Origin of the sequence: Loigolactobacillus bifermentans DSM 20003 (assembly GCF_001434575.1) — a bacterium.
Classification (GTDB): domain Bacteria; phylum Bacillota; class Bacilli; order Lactobacillales; family Lactobacillaceae; genus Loigolactobacillus; species Loigolactobacillus bifermentans.
The window spans coordinates 21326-37647 of sequence record NZ_AZDA01000058.1 but is presented as its reverse complement, the minus strand read 5'-3'; the positions used below and the strand labels follow the sequence as shown (position 1 = coordinate 37647).

The window sequence follows — 16322 nt, the reverse complement described above, 5'->3', positions numbered from 1 at the left end:
GGTCCAAAATTGTGCGGTATGCCGATATTAAACCTCGTATGAATAATTCGGGATAAAGGTTATACCCGGTTTGCCCAAGAATTACCACAGATGACCATGAATCAGGTGTTTGAACGGTTACACACGGAACCAGAATTATTACGGCGGCCAATTATTTTTGGCGATCACAAGCTTAATATTGGTTACAATGCCGATGCGATTCGCACTTTTATTCCACGGGAACAACGTCATTTAGATCGGATGACGGCATTGCTAAGCCACGGCATGTCATTTTAAAGTCAAAAAAGCCCCGGTAGGCATCTGCTTACCGGGGCTACTTTAAAAGTGAAGGATTCCGTTAATTGATTTGAATTGGTTTTTCGTCAGTCGTTGGGGCTTGTTTTGGTAATGTAATGGTTAAAATACCATCCTTGTATGCTGCGCTGATCTGCTCACGTTGTACATTTGGTAAACGGTATTGCCGTTGGTAAGTGCCATAGTGGCGCTCACTACGTAACACATTGCCGTTGTCATCCGTTTCTTTGGTGTTGTTTTCGAGTTTACCACTGACTTGTAAAATGCCATGTTGGTAATCGAGGCTTAAATTGTCTTTCTTAAAACCAGGCAATTCAATTTTAACGGTATATGCCTGATCAGATTCGCGAATATCGGTTTTCATTTGTTCAGTTGCGCTGGGAACTTCAAAGGTATTTCCAAAAAAGTCTCGCGCCAAACGATTGAAAAAGCGATCTGCGCCAAGCGCCATCATATCAGAACGACCATTCATTAAATCATTTGCCATGAATAAAGACTTCCTTTCAGTTGTTCAGGTCTCTTTCAACCTTACAAATCTCATTATAGTCAAAGAAGGTCAAATTGCAACGATTTGGCAAAAGAATCTTTTGTTGCTAAGATATAGATATGCAACCTGTGATTTTAGAGAAAGGTGATGTTGCCATGCTTTTAGAATTAAACCACTTATCGAAAGTCTATGCCGGTGGAAAAAAGGCAGTTGATGATTTTAATTTACAAGTTGAAAAAGGCGAGTTTATCTGCTTTATCGGGACATCTGGTTCTGGGAAAACTACGGTGATGCGCATGCTGAATCGAATGCTCGATCAAACAGAAGGGACTGTTAAAATTAATGGCACCGATATTGCCACCATGGATCCTGTGAAGCTACGCCGTAAAATTGGTTACGTGATTCAAAATATAGGTTTAATGCCGCATATGACGATCCGCGATAATATTACTTTGGTACCTAAGCTATTAAAGTGGCCAGTTGAAAAACGCAATGAACGGGCAAAGGAAATGATCAAACTGGTGGAATTGCCAGAAGAATTTTTGGATCGTTATCCCGCTGAATTGTCTGGTGGTCAGCAGCAACGCATCGGCGTTGTTCGGGCGTTAGCAGCGGATCAGGATATTATTCTCATGGATGAACCGTTTGGTGCGTTAGATCCGATCACGCGGGAATCCCTGCAAGATCTGGTAAAAGACTTACAGGAACGGTTAGGCAAAACAATTATTTTTGTGACCCATGATATGGATGAAGCCTTAACGTTGGCCACCCGGATCGTGATTATGACAGAAGGCCGCCAAGTCCAAGTGGATACGCCAGACAATATTTTACGGCATCCGGCCAACCAATTCGTGGCCGATTTAATTGGTCAAGAGCGTTTGATCCAAGCGCGGCCAAGTATTACCACAGTTGGACAAGTGGCCACCAAGGCCGTTTCAGCACCAGAAGAACGGACGTTGAAAGAGGCGTTAGCCGAAATGCATACCAAACGGGTCGATACCTTATTGGTAACAGATCAAACCGGACACCTAAAAGGGTTTGTGAACTTGGAACGGTTAAATGAATACTACGGTTCGGGTAAAACATTAGGCGATATTATGGATCCGAAAGTTTTTTATGTGAAGGAAAACTCGATTATTCGGGATACCGTTGATCGAATCTTGAAACGTGGGTATCAAAACGTGCCCGTGATCGACCAAGCTGGTAAATTAGTCGGTATCGTCACACGGGCCACCTTAGTGGACATGGTTTACGATGCGTTATGGGGGGATGCTGACAAAGAAACGTCAGGCGGTGATGCCAAATGATGACGTTTTTCCAAAATTATGGTGGTCAGCTCGTGACAAAAACCTGGCAGCACTTGTACATTGCGGCCATTGCCTTGGCGTTAGGGGTCATTGTTGCCGTACCGTTAGGGGTTTTACTGACCCGTTATCCCAAAATCTCTGGGGCCATTATTGGCTTAGCCAGTATTTTACAAACGGTGCCGGCCATGGCATTACTCGCTATGATGATTCCGATTTTTGGCATCGGCGCCAAGCCAGCAATCGTGGCCTTGTTTATCTACTCGTTATTGCCGATCTTACGCAATACGTATTTAGGGATGAAACAAGTGGACCCAACATTGCGTGATGCGGCCAAAGGGATGGGCATGAGTGCAACACAGTCGATCGTTCAAGTCGAACTCCCCCTTGCTGCGCCGGTGATCATGGCAGGGGTGCGGTTGTCTGCAACGTATGTCATTGCTTGGACTGCGTTAGCTGCTTATATTGGTGCCGGTGGTTTAGGGGATTTCATCTTTAACGGGTTAAATCTGTACCGTTCTGATTTGATTTTAGGTGGCTCGATCCCAGTGATTATTTTGGCGTTGGTCGTTGACTTTTTATTAGGGCAGTTGGAACAAAAACTAACGCCACGAACAAAGGAGGCGGGCTAAATGAAATTAAAACGCACTTTGACAGGGTTACTCTGCTTGCTTTTAGTGCCGCTACTCACCAGCTGTAGCTTACCTGGCCTTAGTAGTTCGGGGAAGGATACGGTGCGAATCGCCGCTCAAAATACCACTGAACAACAGATCATGGCCGCAATGGTGCAAGGCATGATCAATCACTATTCTAATTTGAAAACCACGGTGATCAATAATTTAGGTTCTGGGACCGTTAGCTTTCAGGCTCAAAAACGTGGGGATGCTGATTTAACGGCGATTCGTTACAACGGAACGGATTACCAAACCGTATTAAAGAATGAAAAAGCGACGACTGATTCGAAAAAAGTTGATCAAACGGTTCGCAAACTGTTTGATCAACGGTATGACATGACTTATTTTCCAAGTTATGGCTTTGCGGATACGTATCAATTTATGGTCACGCAGCAATTTGCAAAAAAATATCATCTTGAAACAGTTAGCGATTTAGAAAAAGTTGCGCCAAAAATGCGGGTGGGGATCGATCAAATTTGGTTAAACCGACAAGGTGACGGCTATGCTGGGTTCCAAAAGAAGTACGGCTTCAGTTTTGGTCATGTGTACCCGATGCAGATCGGCTTAGTTTATAGTGCCCTAGCCAATGGTAAAATGGATGCCGTTTTAGGCTACTCAACGGATGGCCGCATTAGCAGCTACAATTTGAAATTGTTAAAAGATGATCGTCATTTCTTCCCACCTTATCAGGCTAGTGTGGTGGTGAATAACCAGGCGTTGAAGGCACACCCTGAATTAAAAGGGATCTTACGGCGACTAGATGGCAAGATCAGCTTGAAAACCATGCAACAGCTAAATTACAAAGTTGATAATAATTTGCAAGAACCGACTGTTGTGGCACAGCAATTTCTCAAGCAACATCACTACTTTGAAGGGGGTCAAAACTAATGCAAAATTTAAATTTAGCGCAGCAGCTGATTTATTACTTTAGTCATAACGGCATGTATGTGTTAGCACAATTTGAACGTCATTTTTTGATTTCCATTTACGGTGTGGTGTTGGCGGCGATCTTAGGGATTCCCATTGGTATCTTAATTGCCAAGCATCGGCGGCTGAGTAACTGGGTCATTGGCATTGCCAATGTGATTCAAACGGTACCGTCGTTAGCCATGGTGTCGATGATTATGTTAGGCTTAGGACTAGGGGTCAATACAGTGGTTGTGACGGTCTTCTTATATGCGTTATTGCCAATTATCAAAAACACTTATACAGGCATGCTTAGCGTTAACCCAGCTATTTTAGATGCTGGGGAAGGGATGGGCATGACCCGTTGGCAAATGCTGTATTTGATTGAATTACCGCTGTCGTTATCTGTGATCATGGCTGGGATCCGGAACGCATTAGTCTTGGCCATTGGGATCACAGCCATTGGCTCCTTTGTGGGTGCAGGTGGTTTAGGGGATATTATCATTCGCGGCACCAATGCCACCAATGGCGGGGCAATCATTTTAGCAGGGGCCTTGCCAACGGCATTAATGGCGATTATCTCTGATTTGGTGTTAGGGACATTAGAGCGATACTTTGATCCGGCAACCAAATTGCAAAAACGGCCCCAACATTAAATAGAAAGCTGTGAGTGCTTTGGTGAAAAGTGTTGGTGTTCAGTTTTACCATGACCATTTTGGGCAACCGACCCATGATGATCAACGGCTGTTTTTACTATTAACAGTCGGCGTTTTTCAAGCGGGTTTAAGCTGGCAGGCGGCTGCAAGTAAAATTCCTGTGTTTCAGCAACGCTTTGCAAATTTTGACCCACAGGTTGTGGCAGCGTTCACCGAGCCAGAAATCATGGCGTTGGCGGCGGATCCTGAAATGATTCGCAACCCGCGTAAAATTCGGGCAATCGTTCAAAATGCCCGGGCAATGCTAGCCGTTCAAAACGAGTTTGGCAGCTTTGCGACTTACTTGTGGCGCTTTGCAGATGGTCAACCTTATTTGTTGGCACCAGATTATGAAACTGAGCGAACCAGTGCTTTAGGTAGTCGTGTGGCAAAAGATCTGAAACGGCGCCACTTTACCTTTGTCGGGCCAATTGTGACGCATATGTTCCTGCGCGCAGCAGGAATTATTCAAATTTCTTCATAATTTTCTCATCTTTACTCAAATACAACCGCGCTTTTAATTGAATGGCGATTCTAAAAATGAGTGCATTCACATTTTGCACTCATTTTAATTTGGCCTAATTTCTTCTAAAAAACGTCAAAATCAGCTAAAAAAGCCGGTGAATGCGTTTTATCTGTGAAATTTCTTTAAAAATAATTTGACGAAACCGGCCAATTATGTTAGTTTATTAAAAACAAATTAGATTTTTAATAAACACGGGAGATGGCGTTATGCAAGGAAAAAAGTTTGCAAAAGTTATGGGCACTGTCATGTTGGCAGGGTCGTTATTATTAGCTGGGTGTAGTAGTTCTGCTGCTGGGGGCGGCAACAAGCAATCCGGTAAAGAAATTGTCTTAGGCGGGAACTTTGAATTATCTGGTTCAGCTGCTGCCTATGGTCAAGCCATGCAAAAAGGGGTTAAATTAGCCGTTGAACAGATCAACAAAGACGGCGGTGTCAAAGTTGGTAACAAGAAGATGAAGATTAAGTTAGTTCAAAAAGATAACAAGTCTGATAATTCTTCTGCTGCTTCAGTGGCATCTAACTTAACCACTAAGAGCAAGGTCAACGCTGTCATTGGGCCGATCACGTCTGGTGCTGGTTTAGCTGCATTGCCAAACTATACCAAGTCTAAAGTCCCTTATATTACACCAGGTGGGACACAAGACTCATTGACGGTCCAAAAGAATGGGAAAGTGCAACCTTACATGTTCCGTTCATGCTTCGAAGATAGTTATCAAGGGAAAGCTTTAGCCAAGTACGTTTACAACAACATGCATTTAAAGCGGGTGGCGATCTTAGCTGATAAATCAACTGATTATGGCCAAGGTTTAACCAAAGCTTTCAAGAGTTCTTATAAAGGCACCGTCGTTGAAACGCAATATTACCAAGCTGGCGATAAAGATTTCAACACGTTGTTAACCAAGTTAAAAGGTAAGAAATTTGATGCCTTATACGTTCCTGGTTACTATACAGAAGCTGGTTTGATCGTCAAACAAGCCCGTCAAATGGGAATCAACCAACCAATCGTTGGGGCTGATGGCTTCTCAGATCCTAAGTTAGTTCAAATTGCTGGGAAGAAAGCTGCCACCAACATCTACTACACAACGCACTTTGATGCCAAGGCCAATACCAATGCCAAAGCAACAGCTTATATGAAAGCTTTCAAAGCGAAATATGGCGAAGAAGCTGGGACATTTGATGCATTGGCATACGATGCCACTTACATGATCAAAGACGCAATTGAAAACGAAAAATCAGCTGATTCGACTAAGATTGCAACTGGTTTAAGCAAGTTAAAAGACTTTAAGGGTGTTACAGGGACCATCACGATCGATAAGAAACACAACCCACAAAAACAAGTTATCGTTGCTAAAGTCGTTAACGGTAAAGAAGCAAGTGCAACTGCCGTTAAGTAAATTGCAAGTTTAAACAATGAGAGTGGGACAAAAGGCGGTTAGACAGCTGGGGTGACAGCGTCGGCCTTTTGGCACACGTTTACGGCAAAACGTAAACCAGCCAAGCCTTTGTCCTACTTTTTTTGTTTCAGTCAAAAGAATGGAAGTGAAACGCTGTGCACACAATTTTACAACAACTTGTTAATGGTCTGTCGCTAGGGAGCATTTATGCGTTGCTGGCGTTAGGTTATACCATGGTTTATGGGATCATTAAATTGATCAACTTCGCTCATGGTGATATTTATATGTTAGGTGCTTTCTGGGGTTATTACGTGATCAATGTTTGGCATTTAAGTTTCTGGCCCGCCTTGATCACGGCCATGGTATTCTGTGCCTTTGTCGGGATGCTAACGGAGTATTTGGCTTATCGGCCTTTGCGGCATTCGCCACGGATCGCCGCCTTGATCACAGCTATCGGGGTGTCATTCCTGTTAGAAAACGGGATGTCTTACTTATTTGGCTCTAACGTTCGGAACTTTCCACAAGCAATGGCTGTTAAACAATACCATTTAGGTGGGGTTTCAATTTCGAATATTCAGATTTTGATTTTAGCGGTTTCAATCGTGTTAATGATCTTATTACAATTGATCGTGCAACGGACCAAAATGGGGAAAGCCATGCGGGCGGTTTCTGTGGATCCAGATGCAGCTCAATTGATCGGGATCAACATCGATCGGACGATTTCCTTTACCTTTGCCTTAGGTTCTTCTTTGGCAGGGGCAGCCGGTGTGATGATCGGCTTGTATTACAATTCAATTGATCCATTAATGGGGATGACACCTGGTATCAAAGCCTTTGTCGCCGCTGTTTTAGGTGGGATCGGCTTGATTCCAGGGGCAGCCATTGGTGGCTTTGTTATTGGGTTGTTAGAAACAATTACCCAAGCTTTAGGCTTCTCAGCTTATAAAGATGCCGTGGTTTACGCTGTCTTGATCATTATCTTATTAGTGAAACCTGCTGGTATCTTAGGCAAGAACATTAAAGAGAAAGTGTAGGTGGCAAACATGAAGAAAAATCTAAAGTATAATTTGATTTGGCTTGCGATTATGATTGCTGGCTACATTATTATTAATGTGTTAGAGTTCGCTGGCATCATGGGTCAGTTTGCAGAAACAACCTTGGTTTTGATTGGAATCAACATTATCTTAGCCACTGGGTTAAACTTGATCATCGGTTTTTCAGGGCAGTTCTCTTTAGGGCATGCTGGCTTTATGGCAATCGGCGCTTATGTTTGTGCGTTGATCACCACTGCCATTCCCAATGCATTAGGCATGTTACTCGGCTTGATCGCAGGGGCTGTTTTCTCAGGTGTGGTGGCGTTGGTCGTTGGGATCCCCACCTTACGTTTAAACGGGGATTATTTGGCAATTGCCACCATGGGGGTTGCCGAAATCATCCGGATCATTTTGAACAACTTGAAAATTACCAATGGGCCGGCCGGCTTATATAACATTCCCATGTTAGCGACTTGGCCAGTGGTTTACTTATTGGTTTGTATCACCACAATTATCATTGTGAACTTCATTCACAGTCGTGATGGCCGTGCCGTCATGTCTGTGCGTGAAGATGAGATTGCCGCTGAATCCATGGGGGTTAACATTACCAAGTGGAAAGTCATCGCTTTTGTGGTGGGCGCAGCAACGGCTGCAATCGGCGGCGCGTTACATGCCAACTACATTCAAACCATTGCCCCAACTGATTTTGGGATCATGGAATCCATCAACATTTTGATCATTGTCGTATTAGGCGGGATCGGTAGTATTACAGGAACTTTTGTGGCCGCTGTGGTGCTAGGGTTATTGGATATGATCTTACAAAACTTTGGGACTTTACGAATGGTCTTGTATTCATTGGCCTTGATCTTGATCATGGTTTTCAAGCCATCCGGTTTATTAGGCACTTGGGAATTATCCATTCGCCGGTTGTTCACCCGGAAGTCTAAAACGAAGGGGGACGCTTAGCCATGAGTTTATTAGATGTTAAAGACTTAACCAAAAACTTTGGGGGCTTAACAGCCGTTTCCGGTGTTACCATGCACTTGGAAGATAACGAATTAGTCGCATTGATCGGCCCTAACGGCGCGGGTAAAACCACGTTGTTTAACTTGTTGACCGGCGTTATTCCACCTTCTGAAGGCACTGTTTCATTGCAAACAGACCAAGGCTTGCAGGTGTTGAATAAAAAGAAGCCTTATCAAGTGGCCCAAGCTGGGTTAGCGCGGACCTTCCAAAATATTCGCTTGTTTAAAGACTTGTCAGTGTTAGACAATGTGCTGATCGCCATGACTGCGAAACACAAAGAAAGTTTTGTTAGCAGTATTTTGCGCTTACCAAGTTACTATAAAAAAGAAGTCGAAATGCGTGAAGAAGCGATTGAATTACTGAAAATTTTTGATATGCAAGATAAATTGGACAATTTAGCGCGGAACTTACCTTATGGGGAACAACGGCGTTTGGAAATTGTCCGGGCGTTAGCGACGAAGCCTAAAATCCTATTCTTAGATGAACCGGCTGCCGGGATGAATCCAGAAGAAACGGCTGATTTAACCCGCTTGATTCGTCAGATCCAAAATGAATTCCACATTACAGTGTTGCTGATCGAACACGACATGTCCTTGGTGATGAACGTTGCGGAACGGATTTATGTTTTGGAATACGGCCAACTGATCGCCGAAGGCACGCCAGCTGAGATTCAGAAGAATGAACGTGTTATCAAAGCTTATTTAGGGGGTGAGTCCTAATGTTATTGAAAGTTGAAGACTTGTCCGTTAATTATGGTGTGATCCACGCGGTTAAATCGGTTAATTTTGAAGTCAACGAAGGCGAGATCGTATCATTGATCGGGGCGAACGGTGCCGGGAAAACAACGATTTTAAAGACAATTTCTGGCTTAATGAAGCCGGCTGATGGTAAAATTATTTACGAAGGCAAAGAGATCCAAAAAGAAAAGTCACAAAATATTGTGGCAGGTGGGATCTCGCAAGTGCCTGAAGGTCGGCATATTTTCCCAGGTTTATCGGTGATGGAAAACTTACAAATGGGGGCCTTTTTACGAAAAGATCGCGATGCGCTGAAAAAGGATTATGACAACGTATTTGACCGTTTTCCAGTATTAGGCGAACGTAAGAACCAGGATGCAGCCACATTATCTGGTGGTGAACAGCAGATGCTGGCAATGGGCCGTGCATTAATGGCCAAGCCGAAGCTATTGTTAATGGATGAACCCTCAATGGGGTTAGCGCCGATTTTTATCAATGAAATTTTTGATATTATTCAGGCCATTCAAAAGCAAGGCACCACGATTTTGTTGATCGAGCAAAATGCGTCTAAGGCGTTATCGATTGCGGATCGTGGCTATGTATTGGCAACCGGGAGTATTGTGTTAACCGGAACCGGCCAGGAATTATTGGCCAATGCCGACGTGCAGAAAGCTTACTTAGGGGGTTAGGGAACATGAGTGTTGCAGATTTTATGACAAAGAAGATCGTGACGGTGCGACCAACCACACGCATTAATGACGCCGTTGACTTAATGAAGGCTAATGATATTCACCGTTTGCCAGTTTTGGATAATGGCAAACTGGTGGGCCTGGTCACTGAAGGGATTATCCAAGGTGCCATGCCATCAAAGGCAACGAGCTTATCGGTTTATGAAGTGAATTACCTGCTGAATAAAACCACGGTTGCCGATATTATGGAAAAGGACGTGCGGACGATTACCTCTAATGCGGTGCTGGAAGATGCTGCTTATCAAATGCGCCAGCATAAGATTGGGGTCTTGCCAGTTGTCGATGATGATAATTTAGTTGGCATTATCACCAACAATGATATTTTAGATGCCTTCTTGAACATTGCAGGTTATGGCAAACAAGGGACTTCTGTTACCGTTCATGTGCCTAAGGATGAAATTGGTTTTATTGCCAAGCTCGTCAAAGTGTTGGCAGAGCATGAATACAGTATTTTAACCTTAATGGTGATTCAACGTGATCAAGAACAGGTCATTGAAATTCACGTGGCAACCAGTGATGTTGCAAATGTTCAACAAACATTATCGGCTGCTGGTTATAAGGTAACGTTGTAATAAAAGGTCGTATTGGGGGATGTGGCGTAAGCCGCATCCCTTTTTCAAGGCCTGCATTAAAATCAGACTTTGCTTTTAGGGCCTAAAATGGTTAAATTAGAATGAGAGATTTTAACAGTGAGGTGTTGTGCATGGCCGCTAAAAAGTTTTATGCCGTTGCAAAAGGAAAGAAAACAGGCGTTTTTAATGAAAGTTGGGCGACGGTTAAAACCTATGTGGCAGGCTACCCTGGTGCGAAGTACAAAGGCTTTATGACCTTTGAGGAAGCCGCAACGTGGCTTGCACAGTCACAAGGAACCCTGGCGCACCATTCCCAGCGTCGTAGTACGCCACGACGAACCAATCATGGCGCAACTGCCACGCAAGCCATGCCGGCCAATGCCATTCAGCTCTACACAGATGGTGGGTCACGGAATACTGGCAATGTCCAAGGGGGCCATGTAAAGGCGACGGATAAAGCTGCTTGGGCGTATTTAATTGCCTACCAAGGGCAAGAATGGGCCGATTCAGCAGGTGAATATGGGGTAACCAACAATAAAATGGAAGTCACTGCCTTGGTACGTGGGTTAGAACGCATTGCGCAGCAGTGGTCCCCGCAAGCACCAATTGTGGTGATCGCAGATTCAAAATACGTCTTAGATGCCATTACAAAGGGGTGGCTAGCCGGTTGGCAACGGCGTGGTTGGAAGCGCAGTGGCGGCCAGCCAGTGGCCAATCAGGCGCTGTGGCAACGGCTAGCACAGTTATTGCCACAATTTACGCAGTTATCCTATCGTTGGACCAAAGGCCATGCGACGAATCGTGGCAATGTCTTTGTGGATCAAACCTTAAATGACACCATGGATGCCATGAGTGCTGCCAATCCAACGGGACAACGACCGGGAATGCCATTGCAACCTCGTAAAAAGTGATTTTTCTGTTAAGTTTCATTAAAAAATAAATGTTAAGCGTCATTTATGATAGGCTGGAAACATAAAAAGTAGTGTGTGAATGGAACGGAGATGAAGGTTTGGAAACACGACAACAACATCAAAAACCACCGCGCAAGAAGCGGCATTGGGGCCTGCGGATCTTGTTGGCTTTACTAGTGCTCATTGTAATGGCCTTGATTGGTGGCGGTATTTATGTGCATCAGCTTTACCAAAAAACGGGTAAAAGTTTCAACAAGATGTATACGCCGCCTAAAGGCACAGCCTCTACGAAGATTCAACAAGGCAAGCCGTTTTCGATCCTCTTTTTAGGGGTAGATACCGGCGCCGATGGCCGAATCGACCGTGGGAATTCAGATACGTTGATCGTGGTCACCGTTAATCCGAAAACACGCAAAACGTCGATGCACAGTATTCCGCGGGATACACTAGCCGAAATGATCGGTGATAAAAAACGGAACATGCAAAAATTGAATGCCGCTTATAATTTAGGCAAGTCCACCATGGCGAAGAAGTCGGTGGGGCATTTATTAAATGTGCCGATCGATTATTATGTCACCATGAATATGGGTGGTTTGAAGACCATTGTGAACGCTGTTGGTGGCATTGAAGTCAACGCAAAAATGAATGTTGGCTTTGATGGTGTTTGGATCACGAAAGGGAAGCATCACTTGAATGGGACCCAAGCACTGGCTTATGCGCGCATGCGGTATCAAGATCCTAAAGGCGATTATGGTCGGCAGATGCGGCAACAAGAGGTTATTAAAGCAGTTGCTAAAAAGCTGATCTCCCCTAAAGGTATCGGCCATTACGATGACCTGTTGAAGGCGTTACAACCTAATGTGCGGACGGATATTAATTTCAATACATTAGCAACAGCGGCCTTTAAGTATCGCCATAACGCTAGTAAAATCACGTCTGAGCACTTGCAAGGGAACTCCGCATGGATCAATGGTAGCTCCTATCAAATTGCCGCTACCAACGAATTAAACCGGGTTTCTAGCAATATTCGTAAAGAGCTCGGCTTGAAGGCTGAAAAGGTAGACAATGCTGAAACCAGATTGAATGCACTGAATCCAACCTTTAACGGTAGCACGAATCAAGACTTTAATACCTTTGGGTTAGATACCGTTTATTACACTGAAAATACGTATTAGTAGCAATGCAGGACGCGACTTGAAAAAGTGGCGTCTTTTTTGACGTTCAAGTAGTTCCTTTAACGGGACAGCCCATTGAGCAAAACAATGTAAATGAATTGACAGCTAATTAATTGCTAACAACTTAAAAACTTGATAAACTAAAGTTGAATCTAAATTAATTGGAGGTTTTTTTCGATGGACATTACAATGCATGGCGATCCTTTAACAACAAATGGCACAGCACCAGCAGTTGATCAAACATTACCCAATTTTCAACTGACAGCAGCAACGGGTGAAACAGTGACACCCAAAGATTGGCAAGGACAGGCCACTTTGATCAGTGTTGTCCCAGATATTAACACCTCTGTTTGCAGCATTCAAACAAAGCATTTTAATCAATCAATGGATGCCTTTCCAGATATTCGGTTTGTAACAGTTTCAACCAACACCACTGAACAACAACAAAATTGGTGTGCCGCTGAAGGTGTGGATCGGATTCAACTATTATCTGATGCGCAACATTCATTCGGCTCAGCATTAGGCTTATATGTCGCTGATAAGAACATTTTGGCCCGTTCAATTTTTATTATTGATGCAACTGGCAAAATTCTCTATCGTGAATTGATCCAAGAACAAACCCACGAACCAGATTATCAAAAAGCATTAGCCTTTTTGAAAAACTTGTAACCAATCAAAAAGACACCTAAAAATCAAAAATTGATTTTTAGGTGTCTTTTTTGAGGGCTTAAAAGCTATTGGATAAACTCAACGATATATTGACCTTGATCATTTTGACTGACGTGGAAATTGCTATAGCCGGCATTGAGCCAACTGGACGAATTTGCGCGGGCCCAAGCCAAGGCGGCGCTAGCCGAGTCAAAGGTATGGTTAGCAGTGTTATCACTGCTGTCTTTGGACTCGGATTCAGAATCTGAATCTGAATCTGAGTGACTGCTTTCATGACTGGCCGATGTGGCATCAGATTCACTGGCTGCTTTGGTGTGCGTCTGTTGCTTAGAAGTTGACTTGGCCGTCGTTGTGGTTGAGGTTGTTGTTTGACTGGACTGTGCCGATTCAGCGGTTTTATCGGCCTGATTATCAGCCGTAATACTGGAAAATTCAGCATAAACGCCAAAGGCCACTACGATCACCACAGCGATGATCACTGCCCAGCGATGACGACTGAGAAAAGAACGATTTTGCGGCCGCTGTGGGGTCGGTTTTTGCGGTGCAGTTGGTTTCCGCTGTTGACGCCGTGACATGCGGCTGTTAGGTTCTTTCATTTTTTAACACCCCTAAAAAAGACTAGTGTGGTCACTTGAAAAGTGAAGTTGAGTTATATTTTAGCATGTTTTTAGATCTGCTGCAGATAATTTACTGATTACTGTTTTGATCGAGCTGCTGCCGCTCTTCTTCAGAGATCTCGTGCAATTTCAAAACGGAACGTTTTCCCAGTAGTAATGGGACGTTTTCCAAAACAACATCCGAGAACGTTAGGCCAAACCATTGTACTGGCGAGGCGGTGTAGTTTTGAAGCCGGATCCGACCGTTGATAATAAAGCGGTCGAAATTAGAAATTTCTGCTGCAGGGGATAACCATTCCTGCAAAATAACGAAGGAGAAGTCCCCAACATCCCGGTTGGGTAAGGTCGTGTAGTCTTGTGGTTGTCGATCGATTTTACCTTGGCGCATGAGATCCACGACAATTTGGCGCAGATAAGCGTTGATTCGTTGCTCACGCCGGAAGCCTAAATAGATCTGGACATTGGCAATATTGCGGGTGCCCATCATATCGACGGAGTAGTCGCGCGTATAAGGCTCACTGGTGACGTTGACGGTGACAAACCAATAAACTTGGGCACGTTTAGGCCGCTTATCCAAAATAGAATACAACATTGACCGCTTAATTTGATGGTTGGCACGAACCTTGGTCATGTAAACTAAATTCGTGGCATACAGCGGAATGCTGTCATCATGGCTTAAAGCCACCAACTGATTGCGGTAAGCCAGCAAGGAAACCCGATCGCGTTCAGGCTCATTGCGATCCCGTAAAATATTCCCGAAATACCAGAAGTACATCACCGCGACCAGCATTAAGGTGATCAACACAGTGACGTAGCCACCATGTGTGAACTTCACAATGCTAGCCAGGAAGAAAATCGTTTCAATCGTACCAAAGAAAATCATCAGACTGGTGGCGAAGATTCGGTTGAATTTTGTGCTTAAGTACTCATGTAATAATAAGGTCGTCATTAACATAGTCACTGTGATGGCAAGACCGTACGCAGCTTCCATGTGCGCAGACGTTTGGAATAATACGACAATGGTTAACGTGATCGCACAGAGGATCCAGTTGACCGTTGCAATATACAGCTGGCCAAATTGCATGCTGGGATGCTTGATCACCATGCGTGGTAAAATCTTCAGCCGCATGGCTTCGGCCACCAAGGTGTACGCGCCAGTGATCAACGCTTGTGAAGCAATAATGGCGGCCAACGTTGCAATGATGACACCAATCAGTTTCAAAAAGTTAGGCATCACTGCAAAGAATGGGTTGGTGGCTGGGTCAACGGCCATGTGATTTCGAATCAACCAAGCACCTTGCCCAAAGTAGCTCAGCATAAGGCTGACATAAACAAAGGGCCAGCTAAAATAAATGTTGTATTTCCCAACGTGGCCCATGTCAGAATACAAGGCTTCCGCACCAGTTGTGGCTAGGAAAATACTGCCTAAAATAAAAATACCGACTTTGTTGGTTGGCGCAAATAAGACTTTGATCGCGTAAACAGGGGATAAGGCCTTCAAGACTTCTGGATTTGGTAATAAGTTAAAGAAACCCACCAAGCCGAGCATTAAAAACCAAATCAGCATGATCGGCCCAAAAGCTTGGCCTAACGTGCTGGTCCCAAAGCGCTGGATCATAAATAAGATCACCAGGATCACAATGGTGATGATCACCACCACGTGTTGGTCTCCAGAAAAAATCAGTTGGCCAAAGCGCTGCCCCTTTAAGCCTTCAATGGCACTGGTCACGGTCATCGCAGGGGTTAAACTGCCATCCGCTAAAATAGCCGCGCCACCGACTAAGGCTGGAACAATCAGCCATTTTGCGCGCCGACGGACTAAGGCGTAAAGGGCAAAAATACCACCTTCACCATTGTTATCGGCTTTCATGGCGATAATGACGTATTTTAAAGTTGTGATCAGCATTAAGGTCCAAAAAATCAGTGAAATACTACCAATAATATAGTCAGGGGTTAAGTGCCGCATGCCCCCAGCATCTGCGATAATCGCATTCATAACATAAAGTGGCGATGTCCCAATATCGCCGTAGACAATACCAAGCGTTACTAAAATCCCTGCTAAAGAGACTCGCCGTAAGCGTTGGACTGCTGTAGGTGTTTTCATTTTTGACAATCCTCTCAAACAAAACTAAGCCTAGTATGGCTCATCATGTGCTGTAAGTCTACCACGGTTTCCATTTTTACAGGGCGTTTTCCAATAATTTGCTGAAAATTCAAATTCTAGCTTGTCAAGTAATATTTAAATTGTTATGATAATGGGTAGTCATGCTTAGGAAAGTCTAGGCAAAATAAGGTCAGGCGAGAGGAGGATTTGATCGTGGCCCAAAACAATCATACCGGTGTTGGTAACAACCGCCGCCCAACAAACCATACAAACGTTAAAAAGCAACAAGAACATACACTTTCTGTTTTGAACTTCTTAAAAGAACGTGCTGAAAAAGAAAGCAAGTAAGTCATAAAGCCTTGGCGATCGCCGGGCTTTTTTGTTGCGCTGAACACCTACTAAAGCAAAAAAATACCAGTGCCCTTGCGATAAGGACGCTGGTATTTTT

The 16322-nt window shown here is 44.1% G+C and carries 19 protein-coding genes; 16 read left to right on the top strand and 3 right to left on the bottom strand.

What is annotated here, in order from left to right; translation table 11 throughout:
• The first annotated feature begins 42 nt into the window (after positions 1–42).
• Complete coding sequence (locus tag FC07_RS08055) at positions 43–276, top strand: ArsC/Spx/MgsR family protein (RefSeq protein WP_083483252.1); 234 nt, start codon at positions 43–45, stop codon at positions 274–276.
• Between the two features lie 61 nt (positions 277–337).
• On the opposite strand, the gene FC07_RS08050 is transcribed toward FC07_RS08055, so the two are convergent.
• A complete protein-coding gene (locus FC07_RS08050; RefSeq protein ID WP_057904604.1) occupies positions 338–781 on the bottom strand; it encodes an Hsp20/alpha crystallin family protein in 444 nt (147 codons plus the stop codon).
• A 155-nt stretch (positions 782–936) separates the two neighbouring features.
• Here FC07_RS08050 and FC07_RS08045 point away from each other — a divergent pair, with 155 nt between their 5' ends.
• The 14 genes from FC07_RS08045 to tpx all read left to right on the top strand — a co-directional run bounded on the left by FC07_RS08045 (position 937) and on the right by tpx (position 13153).
• Positions 937–2088: a betaine/proline/choline family ABC transporter ATP-binding protein gene (locus FC07_RS08045; protein ID WP_057904612.1), complete on the top strand. Its 1152-nt coding sequence runs from the start codon at positions 937–939 to the stop codon at positions 2086–2088.
• Positions 2085–2717, top strand: coding sequence for an ABC transporter permease (locus tag FC07_RS08040; RefSeq protein ID WP_057904603.1), 633 nt, complete (start codon positions 2085–2087; stop codon positions 2715–2717). The genes FC07_RS08045 and FC07_RS08040 overlap by 4 nt, the downstream gene beginning before the upstream one ends.
• Positions 2718–3647 (top strand): osmoprotectant ABC transporter substrate-binding protein, encoded by a 930-nt coding sequence (locus FC07_RS08035; RefSeq protein WP_057904602.1) that lies wholly within the window; start codon positions 2718–2720, stop codon positions 3645–3647.
• Complete coding sequence (locus FC07_RS08030) at positions 3647–4321, top strand: ABC transporter permease (protein WP_057904601.1); 675 nt, start codon at positions 3647–3649, stop codon at positions 4319–4321. Before FC07_RS08035 ends, FC07_RS08030 begins: the two co-directional genes overlap by 1 nt.
• A 19-nt stretch (positions 4322–4340) precedes the next feature.
• Positions 4341–4844, top strand: a complete 504-nt coding sequence (locus FC07_RS08025; RefSeq protein ID WP_057904600.1) for a DNA-3-methyladenine glycosylase I — start codon at positions 4341–4343, stop codon at positions 4842–4844.
• Between the two features lie 248 nt (positions 4845–5092).
• Entirely contained in the window at positions 5093–6280 is a 1188-nt protein-coding gene (locus tag FC07_RS08020) for an ABC transporter substrate-binding protein (protein WP_057904599.1), read from the top strand.
• Positions 6281–6435: 155 nt separating this feature from the next.
• Positions 6436–7314 carry a branched-chain amino acid ABC transporter permease gene (locus tag FC07_RS08015; RefSeq protein ID WP_057904598.1) on the top strand — a complete coding sequence of 293 codons (879 nt, stop codon included), beginning with the start codon at positions 6436–6438 and terminating at the stop codon, positions 7312–7314.
• 9 nt (positions 7315–7323) lie between these two features.
• Positions 7324–8280: a branched-chain amino acid ABC transporter permease gene (locus tag FC07_RS08010; RefSeq protein WP_057904611.1), complete on the top strand. Its 957-nt coding sequence runs from the start codon at positions 7324–7326 to the stop codon at positions 8278–8280.
• 2 nt (positions 8281–8282) lie between these two features.
• Complete coding sequence (locus tag FC07_RS08005; protein ID WP_057904597.1) at positions 8283–9059, top strand: ABC transporter ATP-binding protein; 777 nt, start codon at positions 8283–8285, stop codon at positions 9057–9059.
• Positions 9059–9766, top strand: a complete 708-nt coding sequence (locus FC07_RS08000; protein WP_057904596.1) for an ABC transporter ATP-binding protein — start codon at positions 9059–9061, stop codon at positions 9764–9766. The genes FC07_RS08005 and FC07_RS08000 overlap by 1 nt, the downstream gene beginning before the upstream one ends.
• A gap of 5 nt (positions 9767–9771) precedes the next feature.
• A complete protein-coding gene (locus FC07_RS07995) occupies positions 9772–10398 on the top strand; it encodes a CBS domain-containing protein (RefSeq protein ID WP_057904595.1) in 627 nt (208 codons plus the stop codon).
• A gap of 131 nt (positions 10399–10529) precedes the next feature.
• On the top strand, positions 10530–11309 hold the full coding sequence (locus FC07_RS07990; RefSeq protein ID WP_057904594.1) for a ribonuclease H family protein: 780 nt from the start codon (positions 10530–10532) through the stop codon (positions 11307–11309).
• 188 nt (positions 11310–11497) lie between these two features.
• On the top strand, positions 11498–12484 hold the full coding sequence (locus FC07_RS07985; RefSeq protein ID WP_083483253.1) for an LCP family protein: 987 nt from the start codon (positions 11498–11500) through the stop codon (positions 12482–12484).
• Between the two features lie 177 nt (positions 12485–12661).
• Complete coding sequence (tpx, locus tag FC07_RS07980) at positions 12662–13153, top strand: thiol peroxidase (protein ID WP_057904592.1); 492 nt, start codon at positions 12662–12664, stop codon at positions 13151–13153.
• 65 nt (positions 13154–13218) lie between these two features.
• Here the strand turns inward: tpx and FC07_RS07975 are convergent, their stop codons facing one another.
• Positions 13219–13749: a hypothetical protein gene (locus FC07_RS07975; RefSeq protein ID WP_057904591.1), complete on the bottom strand. Its 531-nt coding sequence runs from the start codon at positions 13747–13749 to the stop codon at positions 13219–13221.
• Positions 13750–13840: 91 nt separating this feature from the next.
• On the bottom strand, positions 13841–15874 hold the full coding sequence (locus FC07_RS07970) for a KUP/HAK/KT family potassium transporter (protein ID WP_057904590.1): 2034 nt from the start codon (positions 15872–15874) through the stop codon (positions 13841–13843).
• 213 nt (positions 15875–16087) lie between these two features.
• Here FC07_RS07970 and FC07_RS16290 point away from each other — a divergent pair, with 213 nt between their 5' ends.
• Positions 16088–16222, top strand: coding sequence for a hypothetical protein (locus FC07_RS16290; protein ID WP_268888233.1), 135 nt, complete (start codon positions 16088–16090; stop codon positions 16220–16222).
• Positions 16223–16322 lie beyond the last annotated feature (100 nt).

Bases quoted from the DNA above. Each gene is read 5' to 3' on its own strand.
- FC07_RS08030 (WP_057904601.1), top strand. From the start codon at position 3,647: ATGCAAAATTTAAATTTAGCGCAGCAGCTGATTTATTACTTTAGTCAT.
- FC07_RS07970 (WP_057904590.1), bottom strand. From the start codon at position 15,874: ATGAAAACACCTACAGCAGTCCAACGCTTACGGCGAGTCTCTTTAGCA.
- FC07_RS08035 (WP_057904602.1), top strand. From the start codon at position 2,718: ATGAAATTAAAACGCACTTTGACAGGGTTACTCTGCTTGCTTTTAGTG.
- FC07_RS08045 (WP_057904612.1), top strand. From the start codon at position 937: ATGCTTTTAGAATTAAACCACTTATCGAAAGTCTATGCCGGTGGAAAA.
- FC07_RS08010 (WP_057904611.1), top strand. From the start codon at position 7,324: ATGAAGAAAAATCTAAAGTATAATTTGATTTGGCTTGCGATTATGATT.
- FC07_RS07975 (WP_057904591.1), bottom strand. From the start codon at position 13,749: ATGAAAGAACCTAACAGCCGCATGTCACGGCGTCAACAGCGGAAACCA.
- FC07_RS07995 (WP_057904595.1), top strand. From the start codon at position 9,772: ATGAGTGTTGCAGATTTTATGACAAAGAAGATCGTGACGGTGCGACCA.
- FC07_RS08020 (WP_057904599.1), top strand. From the start codon at position 5,093: ATGCAAGGAAAAAAGTTTGCAAAAGTTATGGGCACTGTCATGTTGGCA.
- tpx (WP_057904592.1), top strand. From the start codon at position 12,662: ATGGACATTACAATGCATGGCGATCCTTTAACAACAAATGGCACAGCA.
- FC07_RS08000 (WP_057904596.1), top strand. From the start codon at position 9,059: ATGTTATTGAAAGTTGAAGACTTGTCCGTTAATTATGGTGTGATCCAC.
- FC07_RS07985 (WP_083483253.1), top strand. From the start codon at position 11,498: ATGGCCTTGATTGGTGGCGGTATTTATGTGCATCAGCTTTACCAAAAA.
- FC07_RS08040 (WP_057904603.1), top strand. From the start codon at position 2,085: ATGATGACGTTTTTCCAAAATTATGGTGGTCAGCTCGTGACAAAAACC.
- FC07_RS08050 (WP_057904604.1), bottom strand. From the start codon at position 781: ATGGCAAATGATTTAATGAATGGTCGTTCTGATATGATGGCGCTTGGC.
- FC07_RS08005 (WP_057904597.1), top strand. From the start codon at position 8,283: ATGAGTTTATTAGATGTTAAAGACTTAACCAAAAACTTTGGGGGCTTA.
- FC07_RS07990 (WP_057904594.1), top strand. From the start codon at position 10,530: ATGGCCGCTAAAAAGTTTTATGCCGTTGCAAAAGGAAAGAAAACAGGC.